This window comes from Cupriavidus sp. OTU4054 (genome assembly GCF_038440175.1).
Classification (GTDB): Bacteria; Pseudomonadota; Gammaproteobacteria; order Burkholderiales; family Burkholderiaceae; genus Cupriavidus; species Cupriavidus pauculus_D.
This window is the reverse complement of record NZ_JASATF010000009.1, coordinates 24,512-49,092: the sequence shown is the minus strand read 5'-3', so window position 1 is coordinate 49,092 and position 24,581 is coordinate 24,512. Positions and strand designations below refer to the sequence as shown.

Annotated in this window: 21 protein-coding genes; 10 read left to right on the top strand and 11 right to left on the bottom strand. The window is 66.7% G+C overall.

What is annotated here, in order from left to right; genetic code table 11:
• Positions 1 to 27: 27 nt before the first annotated feature.
• From AAHB16_RS12845 to fdnG, 3 genes are read right to left on the bottom strand one after another with little or no spacing between them, the layout of a single operon-like run.
• The gene (locus AAHB16_RS12845; protein WP_342051034.1) at positions 28 to 678 is read right to left on the bottom strand and encodes a formate dehydrogenase subunit gamma; all 651 of its coding nucleotides are present in this window, start codon (positions 676 to 678) and stop codon (positions 28 to 30) included.
• Positions 662 to 1,642, bottom strand: coding sequence for a formate dehydrogenase subunit beta (gene fdxH / locus AAHB16_RS12840; protein WP_150377143.1), 981 nt, complete (start codon positions 1,640 to 1,642; stop codon positions 662 to 664). Before fdxH ends, AAHB16_RS12845 begins: the two co-directional genes overlap by 17 nt.
• Positions 1,643 to 1,650: 8 nt before the next feature.
• Complete coding sequence (gene fdnG / locus AAHB16_RS12835) at positions 1,651 to 4,716, bottom strand: formate dehydrogenase-N subunit alpha (protein ID WP_342051033.1); 3,066 nt, start codon at positions 4,714 to 4,716, stop codon at positions 1,651 to 1,653.
• Positions 4,717 to 4,932: 216 nt separating this feature from the next.
• Between fdnG and AAHB16_RS12830 the strand changes: the two genes are divergently transcribed.
• Entirely contained in the window at positions 4,933 to 5,397 is a 465-nt protein-coding gene (locus AAHB16_RS12830; RefSeq protein ID WP_342051032.1) for an RrF2 family transcriptional regulator, read from the top strand.
• 71 nt (positions 5,398 to 5,468) lie between these two features.
• A complete protein-coding gene (locus AAHB16_RS12825; RefSeq protein ID WP_150377146.1) occupies positions 5,469 to 5,966 on the top strand; it encodes a group III truncated hemoglobin in 498 nt (165 codons plus the stop codon).
• A 20-nt stretch (positions 5,967 to 5,986) separates the two neighbouring features.
• Here the strand turns inward: AAHB16_RS12825 and AAHB16_RS12820 are convergent, their stop codons facing one another.
• On the bottom strand, positions 5,987 to 7,078 hold the full coding sequence (locus tag AAHB16_RS12820) for an SGNH/GDSL hydrolase family protein (protein ID WP_342051031.1): 1,092 nt from the start codon (positions 7,076 to 7,078) through the stop codon (positions 5,987 to 5,989).
• Positions 7,079 to 7,216: 138 nt separating this feature from the next.
• On the opposite strand from AAHB16_RS12820, the gene AAHB16_RS12815 reads away from it, so the two are divergent.
• Together AAHB16_RS12815 and AAHB16_RS12810 are read left to right on the top strand one after the other, a co-directional pair.
• Positions 7,217 to 9,673, top strand: a complete 2,457-nt coding sequence (locus tag AAHB16_RS12815; RefSeq protein WP_342051030.1) for an ATP-binding protein — start codon at positions 7,217 to 7,219, stop codon at positions 9,671 to 9,673.
• Positions 9,648 to 10,085: a response regulator gene (locus tag AAHB16_RS12810; RefSeq protein WP_150377149.1), complete on the top strand. Its 438-nt coding sequence runs from the start codon at positions 9,648 to 9,650 to the stop codon at positions 10,083 to 10,085. Before AAHB16_RS12815 ends, AAHB16_RS12810 begins: the two co-directional genes overlap by 26 nt.
• 24 nt (positions 10,086 to 10,109) lie before the next feature.
• Here the strand turns inward: AAHB16_RS12810 and AAHB16_RS12805 are convergent, their stop codons facing one another.
• From AAHB16_RS12805 to AAHB16_RS12790, 4 genes are all read right to left on the bottom strand, one after another.
• The gene (locus AAHB16_RS12805) at positions 10,110 to 11,837 is read right to left on the bottom strand and encodes a sensor histidine kinase (RefSeq protein ID WP_223851670.1); all 1,728 of its coding nucleotides are present in this window, start codon (positions 11,835 to 11,837) and stop codon (positions 10,110 to 10,112) included.
• On the bottom strand, positions 11,834 to 12,343 hold the full coding sequence (locus AAHB16_RS12800) for a biliverdin-producing heme oxygenase (RefSeq protein WP_223851671.1): 510 nt from the start codon (positions 12,341 to 12,343) through the stop codon (positions 11,834 to 11,836). The genes AAHB16_RS12805 and AAHB16_RS12800 overlap by 4 nt, the downstream gene beginning before the upstream one ends.
• Positions 12,344 to 12,660: 317 nt before the next feature.
• Positions 12,661 to 13,203: a cytochrome P460 family protein gene (locus AAHB16_RS12795; RefSeq protein ID WP_150377152.1), complete on the bottom strand. Its 543-nt coding sequence runs from the start codon at positions 13,201 to 13,203 to the stop codon at positions 12,661 to 12,663.
• A 108-nt stretch (positions 13,204 to 13,311) separates the two neighbouring features.
• On the bottom strand, positions 13,312 to 13,737 hold the full coding sequence (locus AAHB16_RS12790; RefSeq protein ID WP_150377153.1) for a mechanosensitive ion channel protein MscS: 426 nt from the start codon (positions 13,735 to 13,737) through the stop codon (positions 13,312 to 13,314).
• Between the two features lie 197 nt (positions 13,738 to 13,934).
• Here AAHB16_RS12790 and pip point away from each other — a divergent pair, with 197 nt between their 5' ends.
• Positions 13,935 to 14,885, top strand: coding sequence for a prolyl aminopeptidase (gene pip / locus AAHB16_RS12785; protein WP_150377154.1), 951 nt, complete (start codon positions 13,935 to 13,937; stop codon positions 14,883 to 14,885).
• Here pip and AAHB16_RS12780 read toward each other — a convergent pair.
• On the bottom strand, positions 14,846 to 15,790 hold the full coding sequence (locus AAHB16_RS12780; RefSeq protein ID WP_342051029.1) for a LysR substrate-binding domain-containing protein: 945 nt from the start codon (positions 15,788 to 15,790) through the stop codon (positions 14,846 to 14,848). The two genes, pip and AAHB16_RS12780, sit on opposite strands and share 40 nt — an antisense overlap.
• A 105-nt stretch (positions 15,791 to 15,895) precedes the next feature.
• Between AAHB16_RS12780 and AAHB16_RS12775 the strand changes: the two genes are divergently transcribed.
• The 5 genes from AAHB16_RS12775 (at position 15,896) to paoC (ending at position 21,120) form a co-directional block, all read left to right on the top strand.
• Positions 15,896 to 16,291, top strand: coding sequence for a tautomerase family protein (locus AAHB16_RS12775; RefSeq protein ID WP_150377156.1), 396 nt, complete (start codon positions 15,896 to 15,898; stop codon positions 16,289 to 16,291).
• A gap of 34 nt (positions 16,292 to 16,325) precedes the next feature.
• Complete coding sequence (locus AAHB16_RS12770; RefSeq protein WP_342051028.1) at positions 16,326 to 17,081, top strand: SDR family NAD(P)-dependent oxidoreductase; 756 nt, start codon at positions 16,326 to 16,328, stop codon at positions 17,079 to 17,081.
• 203 nt (positions 17,082 to 17,284) lie between these two features.
• On the top strand, positions 17,285 to 17,968 hold the full coding sequence (paoA, locus tag AAHB16_RS12765) for an aldehyde dehydrogenase iron-sulfur subunit PaoA (protein WP_342051027.1): 684 nt from the start codon (positions 17,285 to 17,287) through the stop codon (positions 17,966 to 17,968).
• Entirely contained in the window at positions 17,965 to 18,915 is a 951-nt protein-coding gene (locus AAHB16_RS12760) for an FAD binding domain-containing protein (RefSeq protein WP_150377159.1), read from the top strand. Before paoA ends, AAHB16_RS12760 begins: the two co-directional genes overlap by 4 nt.
• 3 nt (positions 18,916 to 18,918) lie before the next feature.
• Complete coding sequence (paoC, locus tag AAHB16_RS12755; protein ID WP_342051026.1) at positions 18,919 to 21,120, top strand: aldehyde oxidoreductase molybdenum-binding subunit PaoC; 2,202 nt, start codon at positions 18,919 to 18,921, stop codon at positions 21,118 to 21,120.
• 57 nt (positions 21,121 to 21,177) lie between these two features.
• Here the strand turns inward: paoC and AAHB16_RS12750 are convergent, their stop codons facing one another.
• Together AAHB16_RS12750 and AAHB16_RS12745 are read right to left on the bottom strand one after the other, a co-directional pair.
• The gene (locus AAHB16_RS12750; protein ID WP_150377161.1) at positions 21,178 to 22,350 is read right to left on the bottom strand and encodes an HlyD family efflux transporter periplasmic adaptor subunit; all 1,173 of its coding nucleotides are present in this window, start codon (positions 22,348 to 22,350) and stop codon (positions 21,178 to 21,180) included.
• On the bottom strand, positions 22,347 to 24,575 hold the full coding sequence (locus AAHB16_RS12745; protein WP_150377162.1) for a type I secretion system permease/ATPase: 2,229 nt from the start codon (positions 24,573 to 24,575) through the stop codon (positions 22,347 to 22,349). Before AAHB16_RS12745 ends, AAHB16_RS12750 begins: the two co-directional genes overlap by 4 nt.
• Between the last annotated feature and the right edge of the window lie 6 nt (positions 24,576 to 24,581).

The window sequence follows — 24,581 nt, the reverse complement described above, 5'->3', positions numbered from 1 at the left end:
CCTGAATGACCAGCTTGCGACGCGTCTCTACGACTTGTCGCTCGGCCGGAAGGTCTCGCGGAACCAGGCACGGTGATGTTTCCACGCCCAGCCCGGCGTCACGGTCCCGCGCGTCATGGCCTGCACCGAACCCTTGACCCATACGGCCGCATAGATGTGCACAATGATGCCGCAAATCAGGCCCCACGCGCAAACGGCGTGGACCACGGCCGCGAGCCGGATGGCCCAGATCGGGAAGTACATCGCGAAGTACGCGCGCCAGATCACGATGCCGCTCAGCAGCAGGAACAGCAGGCAACCCACCATCATGAAGAACAGCAGCTTCTGTCCGGCGTTGTAGCGCCCGACTTCCGGCAGGTTCTCTTCCCGGTTGTTGACCACGTCGTCCACTTGCCGCAGCCATTCGGCATCGCTGCGCGTCAGCAGGTTGTGATGCCAGAACCGCAGCGCCAGCACCACGAAGCAGACGAACATCAGCACGCCGAGGAACGGATGCAGGATCCGCGTCCAGGTGCCGCCGCCGAACAGCGCGCTGAGCCAGAACATCGACGGATGGAACAGCGCAAGCCCCGATAGCGCCAGCAGCACGAACGTGAACGCGACGATCCAGTGGTTCGTGCGCTCGCCGGCCGTATAGCGGTGGATCACCGCGGGGCGGTGTTTATCGACGTTCCTCATCGCGGACCTCCTCCTCGGGTGGCGTGGCGCCGGCAGGCATGCCCTGCGGCTTCGGATTGTCGCGGCCCCATCGCACGATCTCGTCCTCGGCCGCCGCTTCGTCCTCGGGGCCGGTCTCGTTCGGACCCACGCGGATGTAGTGGAAGAATCCGGCCAGCGCCGCGAAGGCCATGCCCGCGACCGCGAGCGGCTTGGCAATGCCTTTCCACAGGCTTACCAGCGGGCTGATATGCGGATCTTCGGCGAGGTTGTGATAGATCTGCGGCTTGTCGGCGTGATGCAGCACGTACATCACGTGCGTGCCGCCGACGCCGGCCGGATCGTACAGACCCGCCTGGTCGAACCCGCGCGACTTGAGGTCGACGATGCGTTCCTCGGCGTGCTGGATCATGTCCGTCTTGGTACCGAACACAATCGCGCCCGTCGGGCAAGTCTTGACGCAAGCGGGCTCCTGCCCCACGGCCACGCGGTCCGAGCACAACGTGCACTTGTAGGCCTTGTGGTCGGTCTTGGAGATACGCGGAATGTTGAACGGGCAGCCGGCCACGCAGTAGCCGCAGCCGATGCACGCTTCCTCGTGGAAGTCGACGATGCCGTTCGCGTACTGCACGATCGCGCCCGGCGAGGGGCAGGCCTTGAGGCAGCCCGGATCCTCGCAGTGCATGCAGCCGTCCTTGCGGATCAGCCATTCGAAGTTGCCGTTGGGGTTCTCGTATTCGGAGAACCGCATCAGCGTCCACGTATGTTCGTCGAGGTCCGCCGGATTGTCGTACACGCCGACGTTCGTGCCCACATCGCCACGCAGGTCGTTCCATTCCATGCACGCGGCCTGGCAAGCCTTGCAGCCGATGCATTTGGTGGTGTCGATCAGCTTGGCGACGCTGCCGGTGATCGGCTGCCTCACGCTCGGCATGGGCGTGGTGGTTGCCGACAGCCGCAGGATATCGAGAGACTGTAGTGCCATCGCGCCCCCTATGCCCTTTCAACCTTGACCATGAACGATTTGAACTCCGGCGTCTGGGTATTGCCGTCGCCCACGTATGGCGTCAGTGTGTTGGTGATGAAGCCGGGCTTGGTCAGTCCCGTGAACCCCCAGTGCAGCGGCACGCCGACCGTATGCACGGTCTTGCCGTCGATCGCCATCGGCTTGATCCGCTTGGTCACCAGCGCCACGGCCTTGATGTAGCCACGTGCCGACGACACCTTGACCCGGTCGCCTGCCTTCACGCCGACCTGCTTCGCGAGGTCCTCGCCGATCTCCACGAACTGTTCCGGCTGCAATATCGCGTTGATTCGCGCGTGCTTGGTCCAGAAGTGGAAATGCTCGGTAAGCCGGTACGTCGTGGCCACATGCGGGAACGCATCGGGCTTGCCGAAGTGCTGCCAGTCGTCCTTGAACACGCGCGCGGCCGGGTTGCTGATGGCCTGCTTGTTCTTGTGCAGCACGTTGTAGCCGAGCGGATTCTCGAACGGCTCGTAGTGCTCGGGGAAGGGCCCCTCGACCATATTGCCGCGTGCGAAGAACCGCGCCACGCCTTCCGGCTGCATGATGAACGGACCCATGCCATTGGCGGGATCCTCGTCCAGCTTGTAGTCGGGCGTGTCGAAGCCGGTCCAGCTCTTGCCGTTCCACGCGATGAGCTTGCGGTTCGGGTTGAACGGCTTGCCGCTGACATCGCACGACGCGCGGTTGTAGAGCACGCGCCGGTTGGCCGGCCATGCCCACGCCCAGTTCAGCGTCTGGCCGATACCGGTCGGGTCCGCGTTGTCGCGCTTGGCCATCTGGTTGCCGCTCTGCGTCCACGACCCGCAGAAGATCCAGCAGCCGCTGGCCGTGCTGCCGTCCGCCTGCAACTGCCCAAAGCTGTCCAGCTGCTCGCCGGCCTTGCGGATGACCTTGGTCGAGTCCTTCGGGTCCACGAGGTCCGTGATCGCGCGGCCCGAATACTCCTTCGCCAGTTCCTCGGGCGTCGGCGAATGGGGCACCGCGTACGGCCAGTACAGGTTGACGATCGGATCGGGGTACTTGCCGCCCTCGGTCTGGTACATCTTGCGGATGCGCAGGAACAGGTCGGACATGATCTCGATGTCGCTGCGCGCCTCGCCGGGAGGATCCGCGCCCTGCCAGTGCCACTGGAGCCAGCGCGCCGAGTTCACGAGCGCGCCGTTTTCCTCGGCGAAGCAGGTGGTGGGCAGGCGGAACACCTCGGTCTGGATCTTGGACGGATCGACGTCGTTGCTCTCGCCGGCGTTGCGCCAGAACTCCGACGTCTCGGTCGCAAGCGGGTCCATGACGATCAGGAACTTGAGCTTCGAGAACGCCTGCGACACCTTGTTCTTGTTCGGTGCCGCGGCCAGCGGGTTGAAGCCCTGCGCGATATAGCCGTTGACCTTGCCCTGCAGCATCAGCTCGTACATCTGCAGGATGTCGTAGGGCTTGTCGAGCTTGGGAAGGTAGTCGTACGCCCAGTTGTTCTCCGCCGTGGCCGCCGGGCCCCACCATGCCTTCATCAGGCTCACGTGGAACTTCGGGTAGTTCTGCCAGTAGCTGAGCTGGTTCGCGCGCAGCGGCTTCGGCGAGCGGGCCTCGATGTACTTCTGGTAGTCCTGCTCGGCCTCGCCGGGCAGCGTCAGGTAGCCCGGGAGCGAGTTGGACAGCAGCCCGAGGTCGGTCAGCCCCTGGATGTTCGAGTGGCCGCGCAGCGCGTTCATGCCGCCGCCCGCCGCGCCGATATTGCCAAGCAGCAGCTGCACCATGGCACCGGAGCGTACGTTCTGCGAGCCGATGGAGTGCTGCGTCCAGCCGAGCGCGTACATGATGGTCATGTTGCGGTCCGGCGTGGACGTGGACGCCAGCATCTCGCACACCTTGAGGAACTTGTCCTTCGGCGTGCCGCAGATGCGCTCGACGATCTCGGGCGTATAGCGCGCGTAGTGCGCCTTCATCAGGTTGTAGACGCACCGCGGGTGCGAGAGCGTCGGGTCGGTCTTCACATATCCGTCGGCGCCGCGCTCGTAGTCCCAGGTGGACTTGTCATAGAACCGCTTCTCCGCGTCGTAGCCGGAGAAGATGCCGTCCTCGAACTGGAAGTCCTCGCGCACGATGAAGGTGAAGTCCGTGTACGACTTCACGTATTCGTGCTGGATCTTGTCGTTCGTCAGCAGGTAGTTGATCACCCCGCCCAGGAAGGCGATATCCGTGCCGGTGCGAATCGGCGCGTAATAGTCGGCAATCGAGGCCGAGCGCGTGAAGCGCGGATCGACGACGATCAGCCGCGCCTTGTTGTGCGCCTTGGCTTCGGTGACCCATTTGAAGCCGCACGGGTGTGCCTCGGCGGCATTGCCGCCCATGATCAGGATAACGTCCGCGTTCTTGATGTCGACCCAATGGTTCGTCATCGCTCCACGGCCAAACGTCGGGGCAAGACCTGCCACCGTCGGGCCATGTCAGACACGTGCCTGATTGTCGAATCCCAGCATGCCAAGACTGCGGACAGTCTTGTGCGTGATATAGCCAACCTCGTTGCTCGCGGCGGACGCGGCGAGCATGCCCGTGGTCAGCCAGCGATTGACGGTCTGTCCCTTCTCGTTCTTCTCGACGAAGTTCGCGTCGCGGTCCTGCTTTAGCAGCTTGGAGATGCGGTCCAGCGCGTCTTCCCAGCTGATGCGCTGCCATTTGTCCGAGCCCGCCGCGCGGTACTCGGGATACTTCAGGCGGCTGGGGCTGTGGATGAAGTCGATCAGGCCGGCGCCTTTCGGGCACAGGGTGCCGCGATTGACCGGGTGATCGGGATCGCCCTCGATATGGATGACGGACTTGGTCGCGTTTTTCGCGCCGTCGCCGAGGCTATACATCAGAACCCCACAAGCGACCGAACAATAGGGGCAGGTATTGCGGGTCTCTGTGGTGCGCGCGAGCTTGTATGTGCGCACCTCCGCCAGCGCGGTCTCGGGGGCGACCCCCAGTAACGCGAGGCTGGAACCCGCCAGCGAAGCTCCTGTGATCTTCAGGAACTGTCGGCGGTTCATCTTAACCATGAGGACACTCCTTGCCGGGTCGTCCCGGACTCGTGGGCTGTAACGAGGGCAAACCTGGATACAGACATAAGTATAGGCAAAGCCCTACTGCTACGTCCGTGAAATGTGCAGCCTGAAACATAGCGTCCAGTGTGCTGGACAATGCACCTGAATGGCGCATAAAAGATGTATGCTTCGGTCAAGTTAACGATTTCCCGGCTCCCGGCCGGAGCGCCGATGAAACTCACCGATTACACCGACTACGCGCTACGCACGCTGATCCACATCGCGGTGCACCCGGACAGGCTCGTGACGATCCAGCAGATTGCCGACAGCTTCGGCATTCCCAAGAACCACCTGATCAAGATCGTCCACCGGCTGGGACAGGAAGGATTCCTGCACACGCTGCGCGGCCGCTCCGGCGGCATCCAGCTGGCCCGGCCCGCCGCGAAGATCGGGGTAGGGGCCGTCATCCGGACCATGGAGCAGGACTTCGGCATGGTCGAATGCTTCCGGACCGGCAACGAATGCCTGATCACGCCCGTCTGCGGCCTGCGCGGCGTGCTGCGCGACGCGCTGCAGGCGTACTTCGACGTGCTGGACCGGTACACGCTCGAAGATCTCGTTCGCAAGCCCCATGCGCTGCAGCGCGTGCTGGACGACCATGTGGCGCTCGCGCGGATTCCGGTGAAGGCGGGCTAGCACCGGATTCCGGTGCGACAAGCGTCTGTAAGGTGTATAGTGAATGCATCTTTAAAATACCGAGCCGTGCCATGAATGACGTGTCCGCGTTCCCACCCGCGTCTTACCGTCCCGCCTTGCCGGACGAGGAGGCGGTCGCCGCGTTCGTGCGGCGGTTCTATGGCCGCGTTCGCGCGGACGCGCTGATCGGTCCCCTGTTCGAGCGCGTGCTCGCGGACGGCTGGGACGCTCACCTCGGCAAGATGGACGACTTCTGGTCGAGCATCGTGCTCGGGACCCGGCGTTATCGCGGCCACGTGCTCGCGAAGCATCTGACGCTGGCCGGCGTCGAGGGCCGGCATTTCGACCGCTGGATCGCGCTGTTCGTGGCCACGGCCCACGAGACGTTCGACGACGTGGTGGCGGCCGAATTCGTGCGGCCCGCGTTGCGCATCGCCAGCAGCCTGCAGCTCGGCATGTTCGGCTGGGACTACGAGATTCCGGCGAACCAGCACGCGCTCCTGAAGACCTATGTCAAGGCGCGGCCCGTGCTGCGCGCGGAAGCGTCGTGGGAGACGGACCGGCCGTAAGGATGGCGGGTCCGGCCTGACTAGCGGCCGAGGCCCGAGGCGGCGACGGCGCGCTGCACGTTCTGCGCGAACAGCGCGTGCAGATGAGTGGTCGGATGGACGAGGTCCGCAAACATGTATGTCTGGTCCGCGCCGGCAGCGGTGAAGTTGACCGGCGAGCAGAACAGCGACGTCGCGTATGCGGTCGGGTTCGACTGGAAGGCCGGGGGCGGGCGCAGCGCCATGGCCGCGAGGTTGCACGCCGTTGCCGTGTTTGACACTGTGAAGCCCTGCGACTGGTAGCTGGCCAGCGCGTTGTGAAACCACGTCGCGGCGTCGATATAGACGACCCGGCGCATGGTGTCGTCGTTGGTCAGCTGATTGGCCAGCGCGGTGTTGAAGGCCTGCACGAGCGGGTTGAATACCGCGGCCGTGACAGACGGGTCGAGCGACAGCATCGTCAGCGGCGTTTCGGCGAGGTTCGGGACGTTGACCACCACGACATGCCTGGCGCCATTCTGGATCGCGTTCTGCGCCACCTTTGCCAGCGCCACGCCCGCGGCCTGTACCGCGGCCGTGGCCGATACCGCGTTCAGCGGGTTGCTGACGATGTTGCCGGCGGCCTGGATCACGTCGTTCGGTCCCCCCTGGATCAGCACGAGCTGGTCGTTGCGGAAGCTGCCGTGAGCGGACAGGTAGTTCTGGAGCTGCGTGGCGACGGGGACCGTGAGGGCGGCCGTGCCATTGGCGGCCCAGTTGACGCCTTGCGTGCCGGTGACCAGCGCGCCGCCTTGCGCGTAGCCATATCCGTTGGGGTTGTTCACGATGGGCGCGGAGTAGCCGCCGGTCTGGGCGGCCACGAGCGTGTCGCCGTAGTAGGTGGCCACGACCTGCGTCCACACCTGGCCCGGATTCGTCGTGTAGCGGCCGCCGCCGAGCGTGCTGGCGAACGGGGCATACGTGCCGACGTCGGACAGGCTGTCGCCGAACGAGACGATCTGCAGGCGGACCCCGCCGGGGGTGTCGGCGGAAGGGAGATCGTCGTCGTCGTTGTCGGTCACGCAGCCGGCGAGCAGGCCCGTGAAGAGCAGGGCCGCGAGGCCGCCGAGCAGGCGCCGGCGATAGGGTTTCATGATCATCGTGTTGTTCTCTTTTTGCGATGCGATCTAGCGAGAATAGACGAACTCGGTGTGCAACGGCACCGGTAAATTTTGCAACGCCCGGGGGCAGTGTGCCTGTGAGAGAATCGGGGTCTCTTTGACGGAGCAGACATGGCCGACGACTCGACTGCCACGGATTCGACGACTGCCACGGTTTCGGCGCTTCCCACGAAAGCTGTGGAGGCAGACTGCGCGCGTGAGCCGATTCACATTCCTGGTGGTATCCAGCCGCATGGCTTTCTGCTGAGCGTCGATGACGACGGCCAGGTGGTGCAGGTCAGCGCCAACATCAGCGTACTGGTGGGCGCCAACGTCGAGTCGGTGCTCGGGCAGACGCTGTCGGCGGTGCTCGGCGAGCGTGGCGCGCAGCTCGTCCACCAGGCGTTGCACGATCTCGATACCGACGGTATCCCGCTCTACGCGGGATCCATCGACGACCCGCGCGGCGGCATGCATGCGCCGCTCGCGATCGTCGTGCACCGGTACGACGGCACGGCCATCGTCGAGCTCGAGCCCGCGCGCGACACGTCCGACGTGTTCGGGTCGATGTACCCGCTGGTCCGTACGTTCATCAACAGCCTGCAGAACGTCGAGGACTCCGACGCGCTGGCGGTGCTCGCCGCGCGCGAGGTCCATCGGATTACCGGCTACGGCCGCACGATGGTGTACTCGTTCGACGACGAAGGCCATGGCCATGTCATCGCCGAGTCGTTGTCGCCGGGCTATGCCGGCTACCTCGGTCAGCGCTTTCCTGCCTCGGACATCCCCGCACAGGCCCGTGCGCTGTACTTGCGCAATCGCATCCGCCTGATCGCGGACGCGGACTATGTGGCATCGCCGCTGGTCCCGCCGGCGCATCCGGCCACGGGTCGCACGACCGACCTGACCTACGCCTCGCTGCGCAGTATCTCGCCCGTGCACGTGCAGTACATGAAGAACATGGGCACCTGGTCGTCGATGTCGATGTCCATCGTCGTGCGCGGCCGCCTGTGGGGCCTCATCTCGTGCCACCACGACACCGCGCGCGTGCCGCCCTTCGAAGTGCGCACCGCGTGCGAACACATCGCGCAGGTGCTGTCGCTGCAGATCGAGGCGAAGGAAGACCACGCGGAGGCCGACTACCGGCTCGAGCTACGCCGCCGCCAGGCACGCCTGCTGGCCTCGATGGCCAACGCCGACGATTTCATCGACGCGATCGCCGCCGACCCGCGCGACCTGCTGGACCTGCCCGGCGCCACCGGCGCGGCCGTGGTGTTCGAAGGCCGCGTGGTGCGGATGGGCGACGCGCCCGCAACCGGCGTGATCGAACGCCTCGTGAACTGGTTCGACACGCGGACCGAGGACGTATTCGCCACCGACAACCTCGCCGAGGCGTGGCCCGAGATCACCGAGTTGTCCCCCGCCACATCGGGGCTGCTCGCGGTGTCGCTGTCGCGCCTGTTCCGCAACTACGTGATCTGGTTCCGGCCCGAGGTCGTGCGCACGATCCGCTGGGCGGGCGATCCCCGCGCCAAGCTGTCGACGCTGTCGCCGTCGCTGTCCCCGCGCAAAAGCTTCGAGGTCTGGACGCAGACCGTGCGCAACCGCTCGGCCCCGTGGCGGCTCGCGGAGGTCGAGATCGCGGGCGAGTTCCGCGGCGCGCTGTTGAACCTCGTGCTGCGCCGCGCGGAAGAGCTCGCGCAGCTCGCACTCGAACTCGGTCGCGTGAACCGCGAGCTCGAAGGATTCTCGTACACGGTGTCGCACGACTTGCGCGCCCCGTTGCGCCATATCGTCGGCTATGCGGACCTGCTGCGCGAGATGGAGCAGGCCAAGCTGTCCGACCGTGGCCGGCACTTCGTCGAGCGCATCATTGCCCAGGCGCGCTTCGGCGGCAAGCTCGTCGATGACCTGCTGTCGTTTTCGCAGATGGGACGCGCCGCGTTGCGCGCGCAGGCCATCGATCTCGACGATCTGCTCGCGCGCGTGGTGGCCGATGAAACCCGGGAACTCGGCGATCGCCAGATCGACCGCCGCATCGAATGGGAGATCGGCAATCTGGGCATGGTCAATGCCGATCCGGTGCTGATGGTCGTGGTATTGCGGAACCTGATCTCGAACGCGATAAAATTCACGGGCACGCGCACGGGGACCGACGGTCAGCCGGTGGCACGCATCTCCGTGACCCGCACCGAAGGCGAGGGCAACCTCGCCGGACAAGACGTGATCACGGTGCGCGACAATGGCGTGGGCTTCGACATGAAGTACGCGGACAAGCTGTTCGGCGTGTTTCAGCGGCTCCACCGGTTCGAGGAGTTTCCGGGCACGGGAATCGGCCTGGCCAGCGTCCGGCGTATCATCGAGCGCCATGGCGGCGAGACCTGGGCCGAGGGGGAGCTCGACCGGGGCGCCACGATTTCGTTCTCGCTGCCACGGGAAGTCACGCCCGAGAGCGTGCCGGTCCACGAGACCGCTACCGAGACGGCCGCACGACTGGCTGCGGTGTCATCCGGCCAGCCGTACCGGCCGGTTTTCAAAGATACGAAGAAAGTGGAGGACGATCGTGCTGAGGCCGATCCTGCTGGTTGAAGACAATCCCGACGATATCGAGCTGACGCTGATCGCGCTCGAGCGGTCCCGGCTCGCCAATCCGGTGGTGTCGGTACGCGATGGCGCGGAAGCGCTCGATTTCCTGCGTCGCGAGGGCAAGTGGGTGGACCGCGTGGAAGAGAATCCCGCGGTGATCCTGCTCGACAAGAAGCTGCCCAAGATCGATGGGCACGAGGTACTCAAGGCCGTGCGCGACGACGAACGGCTGCGGCGTATTCCGGTGGTGATGCTCACGTCCTCGCGCGAGGAGCGCGACCTGCTGCGCAGCTACGACCTTGGCGTGAACGCGTATGTCGTCAAGCCCGTGGAGTTCGACGACTTCATGGCGGCGATCAACGACCTGGGCGTGTTCTGGGCGGTGCTGAACGAGCCCCCGCCTTATCAACCCTGACCCCGCGGCCCTGACCCCGCACCCCTAGCGCTGCGCGGCCGCGCGCCGGATATCGTCCGGCGTGGCCAGCGGCAGCACCACGCGGAACAGCGCGCCCGTGCCCGGGCCGTCGCTGTGCGCGGTCACCGTTCCGCGGTGTACCTGCACGAGGTTCCGCACCATCCAGAGTCCCAGCCCAAGCCCCGCGGTACGGCCCGTGCCTTCGCCGCGCGCCTGTTCGAAACGCTCGAAGATCCGTTCGAGCGCTTCTGCCTCGATGCCCGCGCCCGTGTCCCGCACCGTCAGCTCGGCGCGCGCGCCGTCGAGGGTCACGGCCAGCTCGATACTGCCGCGGTCCGTGAACTTGACCGCATTCGTCAGCAGGTTCCACACGATCTGGCGCATGCGGCTTTCGTCGGCGAGCACGATGGCGGGGGTCAGCGAGTCCGCGCGCACGACGAGACCCTTCGATTCGGCGCCCACGCGGATATCCTCGGCCACGACGCTGGCGAGTGCCGCCAGATCCAGCGGCCGGAGTTCGACCGAGAGCTTGCCCGTGGCAATGGCGCCGCTGTCGAGCAGGTCATCGACCATGCGCGCAAGCTGGTGCGTATTGCGCTCGATGACCTCGGTCGCGCGCTCCACGTGCGCCATGTCCTTGGCGCGCTGCAGCAGCGTGGTCCACCAGAGGATGGCATGCAGCGGCGAACGCAGTTCATGGCTGACGGCGGCGACGAAGTGGTCCATCGCGCGGACGGCGCGATCGCTGTGCTCGCGCGCGCGCTGCTGCTCGGCCGCATAGGCCTGGCTGCGCAGTTCGCTGGTCTTGCGCGCGGTAATGTCGATGGTGAAGCCGAGCATCGACTGCGCGGTGCCATCGCCAAGATGGCGGGCCGCGCCGCGCGACATCAGCCAGTGCACGCTGCCGTCGGCCCACGTGACGCGGTACTCGACCTCGAAATGCGCGCGGGCGTCGATGCTCGCATCGATCGCGGCACGCACGCGTTCGCGATCGTCTTCATGGATCAGTTCGCTGAACAGCCGCCGTTCGTCGAGCGCGTCCGTGGGCTGCAGGCCCAGATTGGCCTTGCACTGGTCGGTGCAGATCATGAACCCCGTGGCGAGGTCGATCTCCCACGCGCCGACGCGCGCGAACGACAGCACTTCGTCCAGCCGCGCCTGGTTGTAGCGCAACTCCTCGTTGGCTTCCTCGACCAGCACCTGCCGCAGCCGGGCCTGCGAGCGCAGCTTCGCGTGCTCGCGGCGATTGTGCTCTTCGGCGACGACCTGGGTCGTCACGTCCATCACCTGGAGCAGCAGCAACCCGTCGGGCGCCACCGATGCGGCAGCGGGCGGAGCCTCCACACGCGACGCGCGGACCTGCCAGTAGTGCTCGGCAAACGCGCCGTGCGTGCTGATGTCGTAGCGGATCAGCGAAGACAGGCGTGCCTCGCCGGGGGCGAGGCCGTGCAGTGTGGCATCGAGCCATTCGGCGCGGGCCCGGCGCTGCGCGGCCGAGCCTGCCTGATTGATCTCGTAGACGGACTTGCCGACGACCTCGGCGAGCGTGCGGCCCGTCATCGCGCGGTACTTCGCGTTGGCGTGCAGGACGATAAGGCGCGCGTCGAGAATCAGGTACGCGTCGGGGAGCACCTCGAACAGGTAGGCGGTGTCGACGGGCAGACGCGTAGGGTCGTTCCCGCCATCGTTGGCCGCGTCGCCGCCCGATTTGTTGCCGGCGTCGTTGCCGGCGTCGTTGACCGCGCTGCTCACGGGGCGATCCCGTCCACGGCGGCGGTGCGCGCCAGCAGGTCGTCGAACGCACGGCATGCGCCTTCGCACGCCGCCGCGATATCGGCGGGGCCGTGCACGTTGGCGCGCAGCGCGTCGAGAAACTGCTTCCATCGCGGGCCCGGCGATTGCGGACCGAGGTATCGAAGCGGATGCGGCGCGAAGCGCTCGGCCAGCTGGCGATACAGCACGGCGCCGCCGAGCTGCGAACCCTCGATGACGTAGCTGATGCCCCAGCGGTAAGCCGCATCCGTGCGCAGCGAGGCCGTATCCACGGGCGGGACCTCGGGGCCGCCCGGCGGCATCGTGGCATGCGAGAGATCCGCGTCGAGCGCGGGCAGGCGTTGCACGGTGGGCAGCAGCCTCGGATCTTGCGGGCCGTCGCCGAACTGCGCGAACCACGCTTCGAGGGGGGCGAGCCAGGCGCGGATCAGCAGCAGATGGTCGCGGTAATCGACGAGGGCCGGTTCGGGCTGGGAAAGCGGCATCGAGCTGTCCAGCGTCGCATGCCGCGCGGACGTTGCCGCACGGAGTGCCGCGAGTACGTCGGCGGCGGCAGCGTCCTTGCCCTGTCCTTCGCCGTGTCCTTCAGATTGAGTCTCGAGATGTGTCTGTTGTGCAGTCACGCAATGCCCGCGTCGGTCCGGTCGTCGTTCCAGTCAAAACGCAGCCGCCAGCGGTGGGCTGGCAGGCTGCGGAGAACTCGTATCTTACAGGATGCCGGCAACGGACGGGGGTGCCCCACCGCGCGCGAAAATTGTCGTTTTTACACGCTCTGAGGCCAATAAATCGCGATTTGGCGCGCTTACGGTACGAGCCGGGTAAATACGTAATCGCGGTCTTTCACGCGCGCCGCGTGGCAGGCGAAACAGGTCTGGTGCTGGGCCTCGTCGACGGGCTTGCCGTTGATGAAACGGCCATAGCCCCAGCCGCCCGACGCGGCGTATTTCTTCGAGTCCTTGACCATTACCTGCACCGTGGTCGCGTGGTCGGGCACGAGCGCGGATTCGAAGTCCGGAGACTGCGTGTACTTGTACGCGAGCTTGACCAGGATCGACCCGTCGGGGAAGGGGAGCTTGCCCTTCTTGTATGCGTCCATCGCGATCTTGTTGCCGACCACGGTGCGCAGTTCGTTGAGCGGCTCTTTTTCGAGCGCCGGGGCGACGAACTCCCACTGACGATAGCCCTTGGGGATCGTCACGCCATAGATCGGCGAGGCATTGGGGTCCGGTCTGGCGGCTGCCTTGTTGTCCGACGGGGCGGACAGGGCCGGGTGCGCGAGCAGGGCGGCCGAGGCGGCCAGCGCGAGGGAAGCGAGGGAGGCGAGGGTGAAGCGCGTCGTTTTCATCGTTGTTTCCTACGGGGACCGGATGCCCTGCTATTTGTCCCTGACGATGTATCCGACGTATGTTCGCGAACCCTCGCGCTTGTATCTCAATGTATATGCGTGCGGCGATCAGTAGCCGTAGTAGTTGACCTGCGCCGGCTGCGAGCACGGTACATAGGCGCGGTCGCTGCTGCGGTAGCAGTAGCCCGGAGGCACCTGCGAGTACGGTTGCACCTGCTGTTGCGGGTAGGGCTGCTGGTACGACGTGTAACCCTGCTCGACATAACCGCCCTGCTCGATATACGTGACCGGTTGCGGCGGGGCGTAGACCGGGGCCGGCGCGGCAACGGCGGTGCTGCTGCTGAGGACGGCCGCGCCGATCGCGAGACCGGCGAGCGCGCCGATCGCGAGGGCTACGCCGCCACCGCCGCCGCCATGGCCGCCACCGTGATAGTGACCGCGGTCGCGGCCGTAGTCGCGCGCCGATGCCGGGCCTGCGGCCAGCAGTGCGGCACTGAGCAGGGCAATGCCCGTATATCGAATCGACTTGCGCATGGTGAGCTCCTTCGGGGCTGTGGTCGGCCAGATTCGCTGGCCTTTGTTGATGGAGTTCATGATGCACCACTAATCATTACAGTGGGTTATGCGATGGTGAGCAGATGTAAATGGCTGTAAGCGCGCGTGTAATAAACGCTCGAATCGTTGCCGGGCGTAGAATTTCCGGCGTTCCATCGCCCATTTTCGATCCCGCCATGACCCTGCGCACCCTCTATCCCGCCATCGAACCTTACGAGACCGGCATGCTCGACGTCGGCGACGGCCACGTCATCTACTACGAGCGTGTCGGCACGCCCGGGGCCAAGCCCGCGGTGTTTCTGCATGGCGGTCCGGGCGGGGGGATCTCCGCCGACCATCGGCGGCTCTTCGACCCCGCGCGCTACGACGTGATGCTGTTCGACCAGCGCGGATGCGGACGCTCTACGCCGCATGCGGGGCTGGAAGCCAATACGACCTGGCATCTGGTGGATGACATCGAGCGGCTGCGGTTGCTGGCCGGCGTCGAGCGGTGGCTCGTGTTCGGTGGGTCCTGGGGCTCCACGCTGGCGCTGGCCTATGCGGAGAAGTTTCCCGAGCGGACGACTGCGCTCGTGCTGCGGGGCGTCTACACCGTGTCGCAGGCGGAACTCGATTGGTACTACCAATACGGGGTCTCCGAGATGCATCCCGAGAAATGGGCGCGCTTCCAGGCGCCCGTGCCCGAGGCCGAGCGCGGGAACATGATTGCCGCCTACCGGAAGCTGCTGACGGGCGACGATCTCGAGAAGCAGGTCGAGGCGGCGCGGGCGTGGAGTGTCTGGGAAGGGCAGACGATCACGTTATTGCCGAATCCCGACAATACGGCCAAGCACGACGACGGGCATTTCGCGCTGGCGTTCGCGCGGCTGGAGAACCATTACTTCACGCATCGATGCTGGCTCGAGGACGGGCAGCTACTGCGGGATGCGCACCGGCTCGCGGGGATACCGGGGGTGATCGTGCATGGGCGGTACGACATGCCGTGTCCGGTGCGGTACGCCTATGCGCTGCAGGCGGCGTGGCCCGCTGCCACGTTGCATGTGATCGAGGGCGCGGGCCATGCGTGGACGGAGCCGGGGATACTGGATCAGCTCGTCGCGGCGACGGATCGGTTCGCGGGCGCCTGATCCAGGGCCTCGCGGATGGTCTCCAGCACGATCGTCGTCAGTCGCTGTACCGCCGCGCTCGGGTCCGCTTCGGCGCGATGGAGCGAAAGCGGGGCGGTTGGCAGCGGCGGCAGGCCGCTCGTCTTCGGATCGAGCGCGGTCAGGGTGCCCGGCAGGCTGACCGTCGTGCGCGGCGTCACGCCGCGGCCGGCCGCGGCGGCGGCCCAGAGGCCCGAGAGGCTGGGGCTCGTGAACGCCAGGCGCCAGGGCATGCCCGCGGCATCGAGCGCGGCGATACCGGCCGCGCGGAAGGTGCACGGGGGGACGAACGCGATCAGCGGCAGCGGTTCGTCGGGCAGGGCGTGCCGACGTGCGGCCCGCTCGGCCCGCTCGGCCCACTCGGGGGTGCCGACCCATGCGATGGGCACGTCGGCCACGCGCTCGCCATTGGGGTAGTGCGGCAAATCGCTACCGTCGCCCCACACCAGCGCCATATCGAGTTCCCCCCGCAGCGTCTTCTCCGCCAGCGGCACGCTGCGATCGACCTGCACCTCCACTCGAACCTTCGGGTGCGCGCGCGCAAAGCGACCCAGCACCGCTGGCAGCAGCGTATCGGCGAAATCCTGCGGCAACCCCAGCCGCACCCATCCCTCGAGATTCGCGCCGCGCACGGTGTCCACGGCCTCGTCGTTGAGTTCGAGCAGCCGCCGCGCATAGCTCAGCAACGCCTCGCCCGCGGTGGTCAGCGCAAGCCCGCGGCCCGCTTTCTGGACGAGGGGCAGGCCGATCTGGTCCTCGAGCTTGCGTAGCTGGGTGCTGACGGCCGACTGTGAGCGGCCCAGACGGTCCGCCGCCCGCGCGAAGCTGCCGAGCTCGAAGCCCGTCACGAATGTCCGCAGCACATCCATGTCAAGGTTGGTGCGCATGATCGTTCGATTACGTGGAAGTAAAGATTTGAATATTTCTGATTTTCAGAAACATTATTGGCGGCTATCTTGGACACGTCAACCACGCAAACAACGGAGTCCACCATGCCGCTGGTCCGCATCTCCCTGCTCAAGGGCAAATCGCCCGCCCATATCCGCGCCATCGCCGACGGCGTGCACGAGGCGCTCGTCGAGACGTTCCACGTCCCGCCGGAGGACCGCTTCCAGCTGATCCATCAGCACGATCGCGACGAATTCATCTACGATGCGGACTATCTCGGCGTACACCGGAGCGACGACGTGGTCTTTATCAACATCCTGCAGAGCAACTGGCGGGATACGAAGACCAAGCAGGCGCTATATCGGGCCGTGGCGGATCGCCTTGCGCGAAGCCCGGGGCTGCGGCGGGAGGACGTCCAGATCCAGCTGTCGCCGAACGGGCGCGAGGACTGGTCGTTCGGCAACGGCATCGCGCAGTACGTGAAGGACGGCGATGCGTGAATTTCCACCACTACAAGCACAGCAGGAAACGGATATGAATGTACTAGTCACGGGCGCCACCGCTGGATTCGGCATCGCCATCGCCAGGCGTTTCGCCGCGGCGGGTCATCGCGTGATCGCCGCGGGCCGCCGTGAGGACCGCCTCGATGCGCTGGCCGACGAACTCGGCCGCGACAAGGTATTGCCGCTGGTGCTCGACGTGCGCGACCGCGAGGCCGTGCAGGCCGCGATCGCCGGGCTGCCGGCGCCGTTCGCCGAGATCGATCTGCTGGTCAACAACGCGGGGCTGGCACTGGGTCTCGAGCCCGCGCAGTCGGCGGACCTCGACAAGTGGGACCAGATGGTCGACACCAATATCAAGGGCCTGATGTACATGACGCGCGCGGTGCTGCCGGGCATGGTGTCGCGCAATCGCGGCCACGTGGTCAACATCGGTTCGACGGCGGGCGAGTATCCGTATCCCGGCGGCAACGCCTACGGCGGCACCAAGGCATTCGTGCGGCAGTTCTCGCTGAACCTGCGCGCGGATCTGACGGGCACCAGGGTCCGCGTGACGGACGTGGCGCCGGGCCTCGTGGGCGGCACCGAGTTTTCGGCGGTGCGGTTCGGCGGCGACCAGTCGCGCGTGGCCAAGGTGTACGAGGGCGCGGACGCGCTCACGCCCGACGATATCGCCGAGACCGTGTTCTGGGCAGCCACGCTGCCGGCGCGCGTCAATATCAACGTGATCGAGCTGATGCCGGTGACGCAGTCGTTTGGCGCGTTGTCGATTCATCGCACCGGGCAGTAATTTTTACCGGGGAGGGGGCCCCCTCTCCCCCGGATTTCCTTGCAGCACCGTCCTTCCGTCGCCGCACGCGACCCCCGCACGCTTCTTGCGTGCCAGACCGTTCTGGCATGCCGGCCAGGACCGCCCGCCTGACCCAATCCCCCCACGAAAGCCCGGTAAGCCATCTGTTCCATCGATCTCCGCCTGGAAGAAGGATACGAACAATGGACGACGTTCACGCTTTTCGCTGTACGCGGCGCGATGTGCTCAAAGCCAGCGCGACCGCCGCCACCGCCGCGGCCATTCCGCCGCTGGCTTCCGCGCAGGGCGCCCCCTCGGCCCCCGCCGTTTCCGCATCTAGGAGCCAACCTGCGATGTCTCAAGTCACGCTCGAGGTCAACGGCCAGCGCGTCACGCTCGACCTCGATACCCGCACCACGCTGCTCGACGCCTTGCGCGAGCACCTGCATCTGACCGGAACCAAGAAGGGCTGCGACCACGGCCAGTGCGGCGCCTGCACGGTGCACCTCGATGGCCGCCGCATCAATTCGTGTCTGACGCTCGCGATCATGCACGAGGGCGCAAAAGTCACGACGGTGGAGGGCCTCGGCACGCCGCAGCGCATGCACCCGATGCAGCGTGCGTTCGTGAAGCACGACGGCTATCAATGCGGCTATTGCACGCCGGGGCAGGTGTGCTCTGCCGTGGCCGTGATCGACGAGATCCGCGCCGGCATTCCGAGTCATGTGAGCGCGAGCCTGACCGCGCGGCCGCAGCTGACGGAAGCGGAGATTCGCGAGCGCATGAGCGGCAATATCTGCCGCTGCGGCGCCTACTCCAATATCGTCGAGGCGATCGTGGAGGCGGCAGCCGCCACGGGGACGACGACCGGAGGGAGCCGCGCATGAAAGCCTTTACCTACGAACGCGCGCAGGATCCGGCCGCCGCCGCGGCAGCGGCCCAGCGCACGCCAGGCGCACGCTTCATTGCCGGCGGCACGAACCTGCTCGACCTCATGAAGCTCGAGATCGAACAGCCCGCGCATCTGATCGACGTGAACGGCCTTGGGCTCGACAAGATCGAGCCGACGCCGCAGGGCGGGCTGCGCATCGGTGCCCTCGTGCGCAATACCGACCTCGCGGCCGACGCCCGCGTGCGCCGCGACTATGGCGTACTGTCGCGCGCGCTGCTGGCCGGTGCTTCGGGGCAACTGCGCAATCGCGCGACGACGGCCGGCAACCTGCTGCAGCGCACGCGTTGTCCCTATTTCTATGACACGAACCAGCCCTGCAACAAGCGCCAGCCCGGCAGCGGTTGCAGCGCGCTCGGCGGCGTGAGCCGGCAGCTTGCCGTGGTGGGCGGCAGTCAGGCCTGCATCGCGACCCATCCCAGCGACATGGCCGTGGCCATGCGCGTGCTCGACGCCAATGTGGAGACCGTGCGCGCGGACGGCACGCGCCGCGTGATTCCGATCGTCGATCTGCACCGCCTGCCCGGCGATACCCCGCAGGTGGAGACCTCGCTGATGCCCGGCGAACTGATTACCGCGGTGACGCTGCCCGCGCCGGTCGGCGGCGCGCAGATCTACCGCAAGGTGCGCGACCGCGCTTCGTATGCGTTCGCGCTGGTTTCCGTGGCGGCGATCGTGCAGCGCGACGGTACGGGCCGCGTGGCGCTCGGCGGCGTCGCGCCCAAGCCATGGCGCATGGACGCCGCCGATGCCGAACTGGCGCGCGGCGCCAAGGCTGCGAGCGACCGCCTGTTCGCGGAGGCGATGCCGACCGAGGACAACCGATTCAAGATCGTGCTGGCCCAGCGCACGCTCGGTGCCGTGCTCACGCAAGCGAGGACCTGACCCATGAAATTCGATTCCCCCGCTACCGAGAATCCGATCGACCGCCTGCAGGTGGTCGGCAAGCCGCTGGACCGTATCGACGGGCCGATGAAGGCGTGCGGCAAGGCGCCCTATGCGTACGAACGTCACGACGTGGCGCCCAACCCCGCCTATGGGTATATCGTCCATGCCGGCATCGCCAAGGGCCGCATCGCGTCGATGGACCTCGCCGAGGCGCGCCGCGCGCCGGGCGTGATCACGATCGTCACGGCCGAGACCGCCGGCAAGCTCGGCAAGGGCAAGCGCAACACCGCGCCCCTGCTGGGTGGCCCGGAGATCCAGCACTACCACCAGGCCGTGGCATTGGTCGTGGCGGAGACGTTCGAGCAGGCGCGCGCGGCGGCCAACCTCGTGCGCGTCCAGTACGATGCGAAGCCCGGCGCGTACGACCTGCACAACGCGCGCACCAATGCGGTCAAGCCGAAGTCCGAGGAGGCCGACACGGCCGTCGGCAATTTCACCGAGGCGTTCGGCAAGGCGCCCGTCAAGCTCGATGCGATCTACACCACGCCGGACCAGTCGCACGCGATGATGGAACCGCATGCGTCGCTGGCCGCGTGGGATGGCGACAAGGTGACAATCTGGACGGCGAACCAGATGATCGACTGGGGCAAGCAGGACATGGCCGCCACGCTCGGCATTCCCAAGGAGAACGTGCGCATCATCTCGCCGTTCATCGGCGGCGGGTTTGGCGGCAAGCTGTTCCTGCGCGCCGAGTCGCTGCTGGCCGTGCTCGGCGCGCGCGCCGCGAAGCGCCCCGTCAAGGTCGCGCTTGCGCGGCCGATGATGATGAACAACACCACGCACCGGCCCGCGACGATCCAGCGCATTCGCATCGGCGCCACGCCGGACGGCAAGATCACGGCGATCGGTCACGAAAGCTGGTCGGGCGATCTGCCGGGCGGCCAGCTGGAGACGGCCGTGCAGCAGACGCGGTTGCTCTACGCGGGTGCCAACCGGATGACCGCCATGCGGCTGGCCACGCTCGATCTGCCCGAAGGCAACGCGATGCGCGCGCCGGGCGAAGCGCCCGGGCTGATGGCGCTGGAGATCGCCATCGACGAGATGGCCGAGAAGCTCGGCATGGACCCGATCGCGTTCCGCGTGGCCAACGACACGCAGGTCGATCCCGAACATCCGCAGCGCCCGTATTCGCAGCGCCGGCTTGCCGAGTGCCTGCGCATGGGCGCCGAGCGCTTTGGCTGGAGTGCGCGCAAGCCGAAGCCCGGTGCGGTGCGCGATGGCCAATGGCTGGTCGGCATGGGCGTGGCGGCCGCGTTCCGCAACAACCTCGTGATGAAGTCCGGCGCGCGCGTGAAGCTCGATCCTTCGGGCATGGTCATCGTGGAAACCGATATGACCGATATCGGCACGGGCAGCTACACGATCATCGCGCAGACGGCCGCCGAGATGCTCGGCGTGCCGATCGAGAAGGTGGCGGTGCGCCTCGGCGATTCGTCGTTTCCGGTGTCGGCGGGATCCGGCGGGCAGTGGGGCGGCAACAGCTCCACGGCGGGCGTCTACGCGGCATGCGTGAAGCTGCGCGAGGCCGTGGCGAAGCGCGCGGGACTCAATGCCGGCGATGCGGTATTCGCGAACGGGCAGGTGTCATCGGCCGGTCGCGCGGTGCCGCTGGCGTCGGTCGCCACCGATGGCGAGCTCGTGGCCGAGGACAGCATGGAGTACGGCGACCTCGACAAGAAGTATCAGCAGTCGACGTTCGGCGGACATTTCGTCGAGGTGGGCGTGGACGTGGCGACGGGCGAGATTCGGGTACGGCGGATGCTCGCGGTCTGCGCGGCCGGGCGCATTCTCAATCCGAAGTCAGCGCGCAGCCAGGTGATTGGCGCCATGACGATGGGCGTGGGGGCCGCGCTGATGGAGGAACTCGCCGTCGACAAGCGGCGCGGGTTCTTCGTCAACCACGACCTGGCCGGCTACGAGGTGCCCGTGCATGCCGATATTCCGCATCAGGATGTGATCTTCCTCGACGAGGTGGATCCGATGTCGTCCCCGATGAAGGCGAAGGGTGTCGGCGAGCTTGGAATTTGCGGGGTCGGCGCGGCGGTGGCCAACGCCATCTACAACGCGAGCGGCGTGCGCGTACGCGAGTATCCGATCACGCTGGACAAGGTGCTCGCGGGCATGGGCGGCTCGACGATGTAGCAACGCCCCGGCGGCCGGCGCGGTCTCGCTCGTCGCGAGGTCGCGCCGGGCCCCGATTCAACGTTCCCTGAGCGCCTCCGCGGCGCGATTCAGCGGCTTCAGCAGGTATTGCAGCACGGTCCGGTGTCCGGTCTGGATCTCGGCCGTGGCCACCATCCCCGGCAGGATCGGATGCCGCTTGCCATCGCTGGTTTCCAGATACGCGTGGTCAGTCAGGACATAGACGCGGTAGTAATAGACGCGCTTGTCCACCTGATCCTCGATGGTGTCCGGCGAGATGCGATCCACCTTGGCCGGCAGCGTGCCGTAGACCGACGACTCGTATGCGGAGATCTTGACCGTCGCCGCCTGTCCCGGATGGATAAAGGCGATATCGCGCGGACTCAGGCGCGCTTCGATCAGCAACTGGTCGCCGAGCGGCACGATTTCCATCAGCACGCCGCCGGGCCCGACCACGCCGCCGATGGTCGAGATGCGAATGTCCTTGACGATGCCGCGCGATGGCGAGGTGATGGACGTGCGCCGCAACTGGTCGGCGCGGCCCTCCCGGACCTTGAGCAGCGGGCCGAGATCGCCCATCGTGGTGGCGTAATCCGATTTCAGCGCCACGTAGTACTCGCTCTGCGTGGCGGACAGCTTGGTGGCAAGCTCGGCCGCCTTCTGCCGCAGCCGCAGGATTTCCACTTCGTTGGTGGCGCCCGTGCGCAGCAGCGGCAGCGCGATCTGGAGTTCATCCTGCGCGAGCTTCAGTTGCTTCTGGAGGTTCGAGACGTTTTCGCGGAACGCGCGACGGTTGGTCTCGAAGGCCTGCCGCTCGCGATCGACCACGGCTTGCTCCTTCGCCAGTTCTGGCGGAAAGCTCACGGTCGCGGCATCGTTCATCTCCGCGCGCAGCCGGGCCGCGCGCGCCTGCAGGGCGACGATCTTCTCGAGCGCTTCTTCCATCGACGATCGCGCGAGCACCGGATCGAGCGTGGCCAGCTTTTGCCCGGCCTGCACCACATCGCCTTCGCGCACGGACAGCTCCGATACGATGCCGCCTTCGAGGCTCTGGATGATCTGCCCCTTGGACGCGGGCGTCACCTTGCCTTCGCCCACCGCGACTTCGTCGAGCACGGCGAAGCCGGCCCAGACGAGGAAGATCGCGAGCGCGCCGATGATCAGCCATAGCAGGTAGCGCGGGCCGTTGGCGGGCTGGCCCGTCCGCATCCACATCGTGTACGTGTTCATGCCAGACCTCCTGCGGAAGGCGTCGGCCGCATGTGAGCGGCCGGCGACGCGGCCGATCTCGCGGCGTTTTGCCGCAGGCTGGCCAGCACTTCGTTCTTGGGCCCGTCCCGCACGATGCGACCGCCGTCGAGCACGATAAGCCGGTCGACGAGGCCGAGCACCGCATAGCGGTGCGTGGCCACGACCAGCGTGCGATTGCCGAGCCAGCCGCCCACGCGCTCGATGATGCTGTGCTCGGTGGCCTCGTCGAGCGAGGCGGTCGGCTCGTCGAGCAGCAGCACGTTCGGTGCCCGCAGCAGCGTGCGCGCGAGCACGAGGGCCTGCCGCTGTCCGCCGGAGAGGCCCACGCCGTTCTCGCGGATGCGCAGGTCCAGGCCGTGCGGCTGGTTCAGCAACATCTGGTCCGCGCACGCGAGGCGAAGCGCTTCGAGCAATGCTTCGTCGGTGGCGAGCGGATCGGCGATGCGCAGGTTGTCGCGCAGCGTGCCGTAGAACAGGTTCGACTCCTGCATGACCACGCCGACGTCGCGGCGGATGTCCGCGGTGTCGATCAATCCCATCGGCGTCTCGTTGAACACCACGCGGCCCTGCACGGGCGTGGCCAGGCCGGCCATCAGCCGCAGCATCGTGGACTTGCCCGCGCCCACGCGGCCCAGAATCGCGATGCGTTCACCCGGTTCGATGCGCAGTTGCGGAATGACGAGCGCGGGCTTTTCCTGCGGGTCGAAGCCGTAGACGACGCTCTCGAAACGGTAGCGGCCGACGAGGGCGGGCCGGTGATAGGCGTCCTGGCCGGGCTCGTGGTCGAGCGGCAAGTCGAGGAGCTTGTCGAGCGCCTTCTTGCCCACGCGTGCGTTCTGGATGCGGCCGAGCACGGCAGGAATCTGCGAGAGCGGGGCGATCGTGCGGCTCGTCAGGATCGAGCACGCAAGCACGGCGCCGAATGACAGGTTGCCGTCGAGAATGCCGTACACGCCGCCGACGATCACGCCCACATAGGCCACCTGCTGGATCGTCTGCGAGAAATTGACGAGGATGCCCGCGATAAAGCGCTGCCTGAGACCGATCTCGCCGTTGACCTCGTTGACGTGCTGCCACAGCTTGCGGAAGCGCGGCTCGGCCTGCAGCGACTTGATGTCCTCGGCGCGGTAGATCGATTCCATGAGGATGGCGTTGCGCAGCGCGGACTCGGCCATGCCCTCGGTGGACAGGCGCGCGAGCGGCACCTGCGCGAGGATGCCGGGCAGGATCAGCAGCGGAATCGCGACCAGCGGCACGAGCACGAGCCAGCCGCCGAGCAGCCAGATGATGAACAGGAACGCGAGCACGAACGGCAGGTCGATCAGCACGCCGAGCGAACTCGAGGTCAGCAGCTCTCGCAGCTGCTCGAGGTCCCGCAACTGCGAGATCAGCGTGCCCGGCGACTGCGGGCGGGCGTCGTTGCGGATATCGAGCACGCGCGCGAAGAACATGGCTGACAGTTTGAGGTCCACCTGCTTGCCGAAATGGTCGGCGATGGCCACGCGCGCGGTGCGGATGGCGAGTTCGAGCAACAGTGCCAGCGCGACGCCAGCGGTCAGGACCCACAGCGTGTTGGTGGAGCGCGCGGGCACCACGCGGTCCCACACCTGCATCGCGAACAGCGAGGTGGCCACGGCCAGCAGATTGCCGAACAGCGAGCCGAGGCCGAGTTCGAGCATCGTGCGCCAGTTGGCCGTGAAGGCGCCCGTCAGCCACGACCTGGGCTGCATGGCGATATATGCGTCCAGCCGGTCGCTATGCGGCGCTTCGCGTTCGCGCAGCAGCAGCACGCGCAGCTTGCCCTGATGATCCGGCCGGACCAGCGACGCGAGCATCGGCGTGCGCTCGACGTTGCCGCCGTCCGTGGCCAGCTGGACCATGGCCTTGCCTTGCGAGACCGACACGATCAGGCCGACATGGCGTTCGTCGATCGGGACCAGCGCGGGGAGCAGCACGTCGGACAGGTCCTCGGGCCGGATATCGGCGTACTGCGCGGTAATGCCTGCCGCGGCGGCCATCTCGACCACGGTGCGTTCGCCGTCGGCCCGGTCGGCCCACGCGGAGGCGCCACGGATCAGTTCGGGCGAGTTCGTCAGGCCGAGGTGGCGGGCGGCCATGAGGATGGCTTCGGTCCAGCGCTCGAGCGGGACGCCGTCGGCTTCCGGGTTCGTCTCCAGCGGGTTCTTTTCCGGAATGGCGCTCATGGTTTT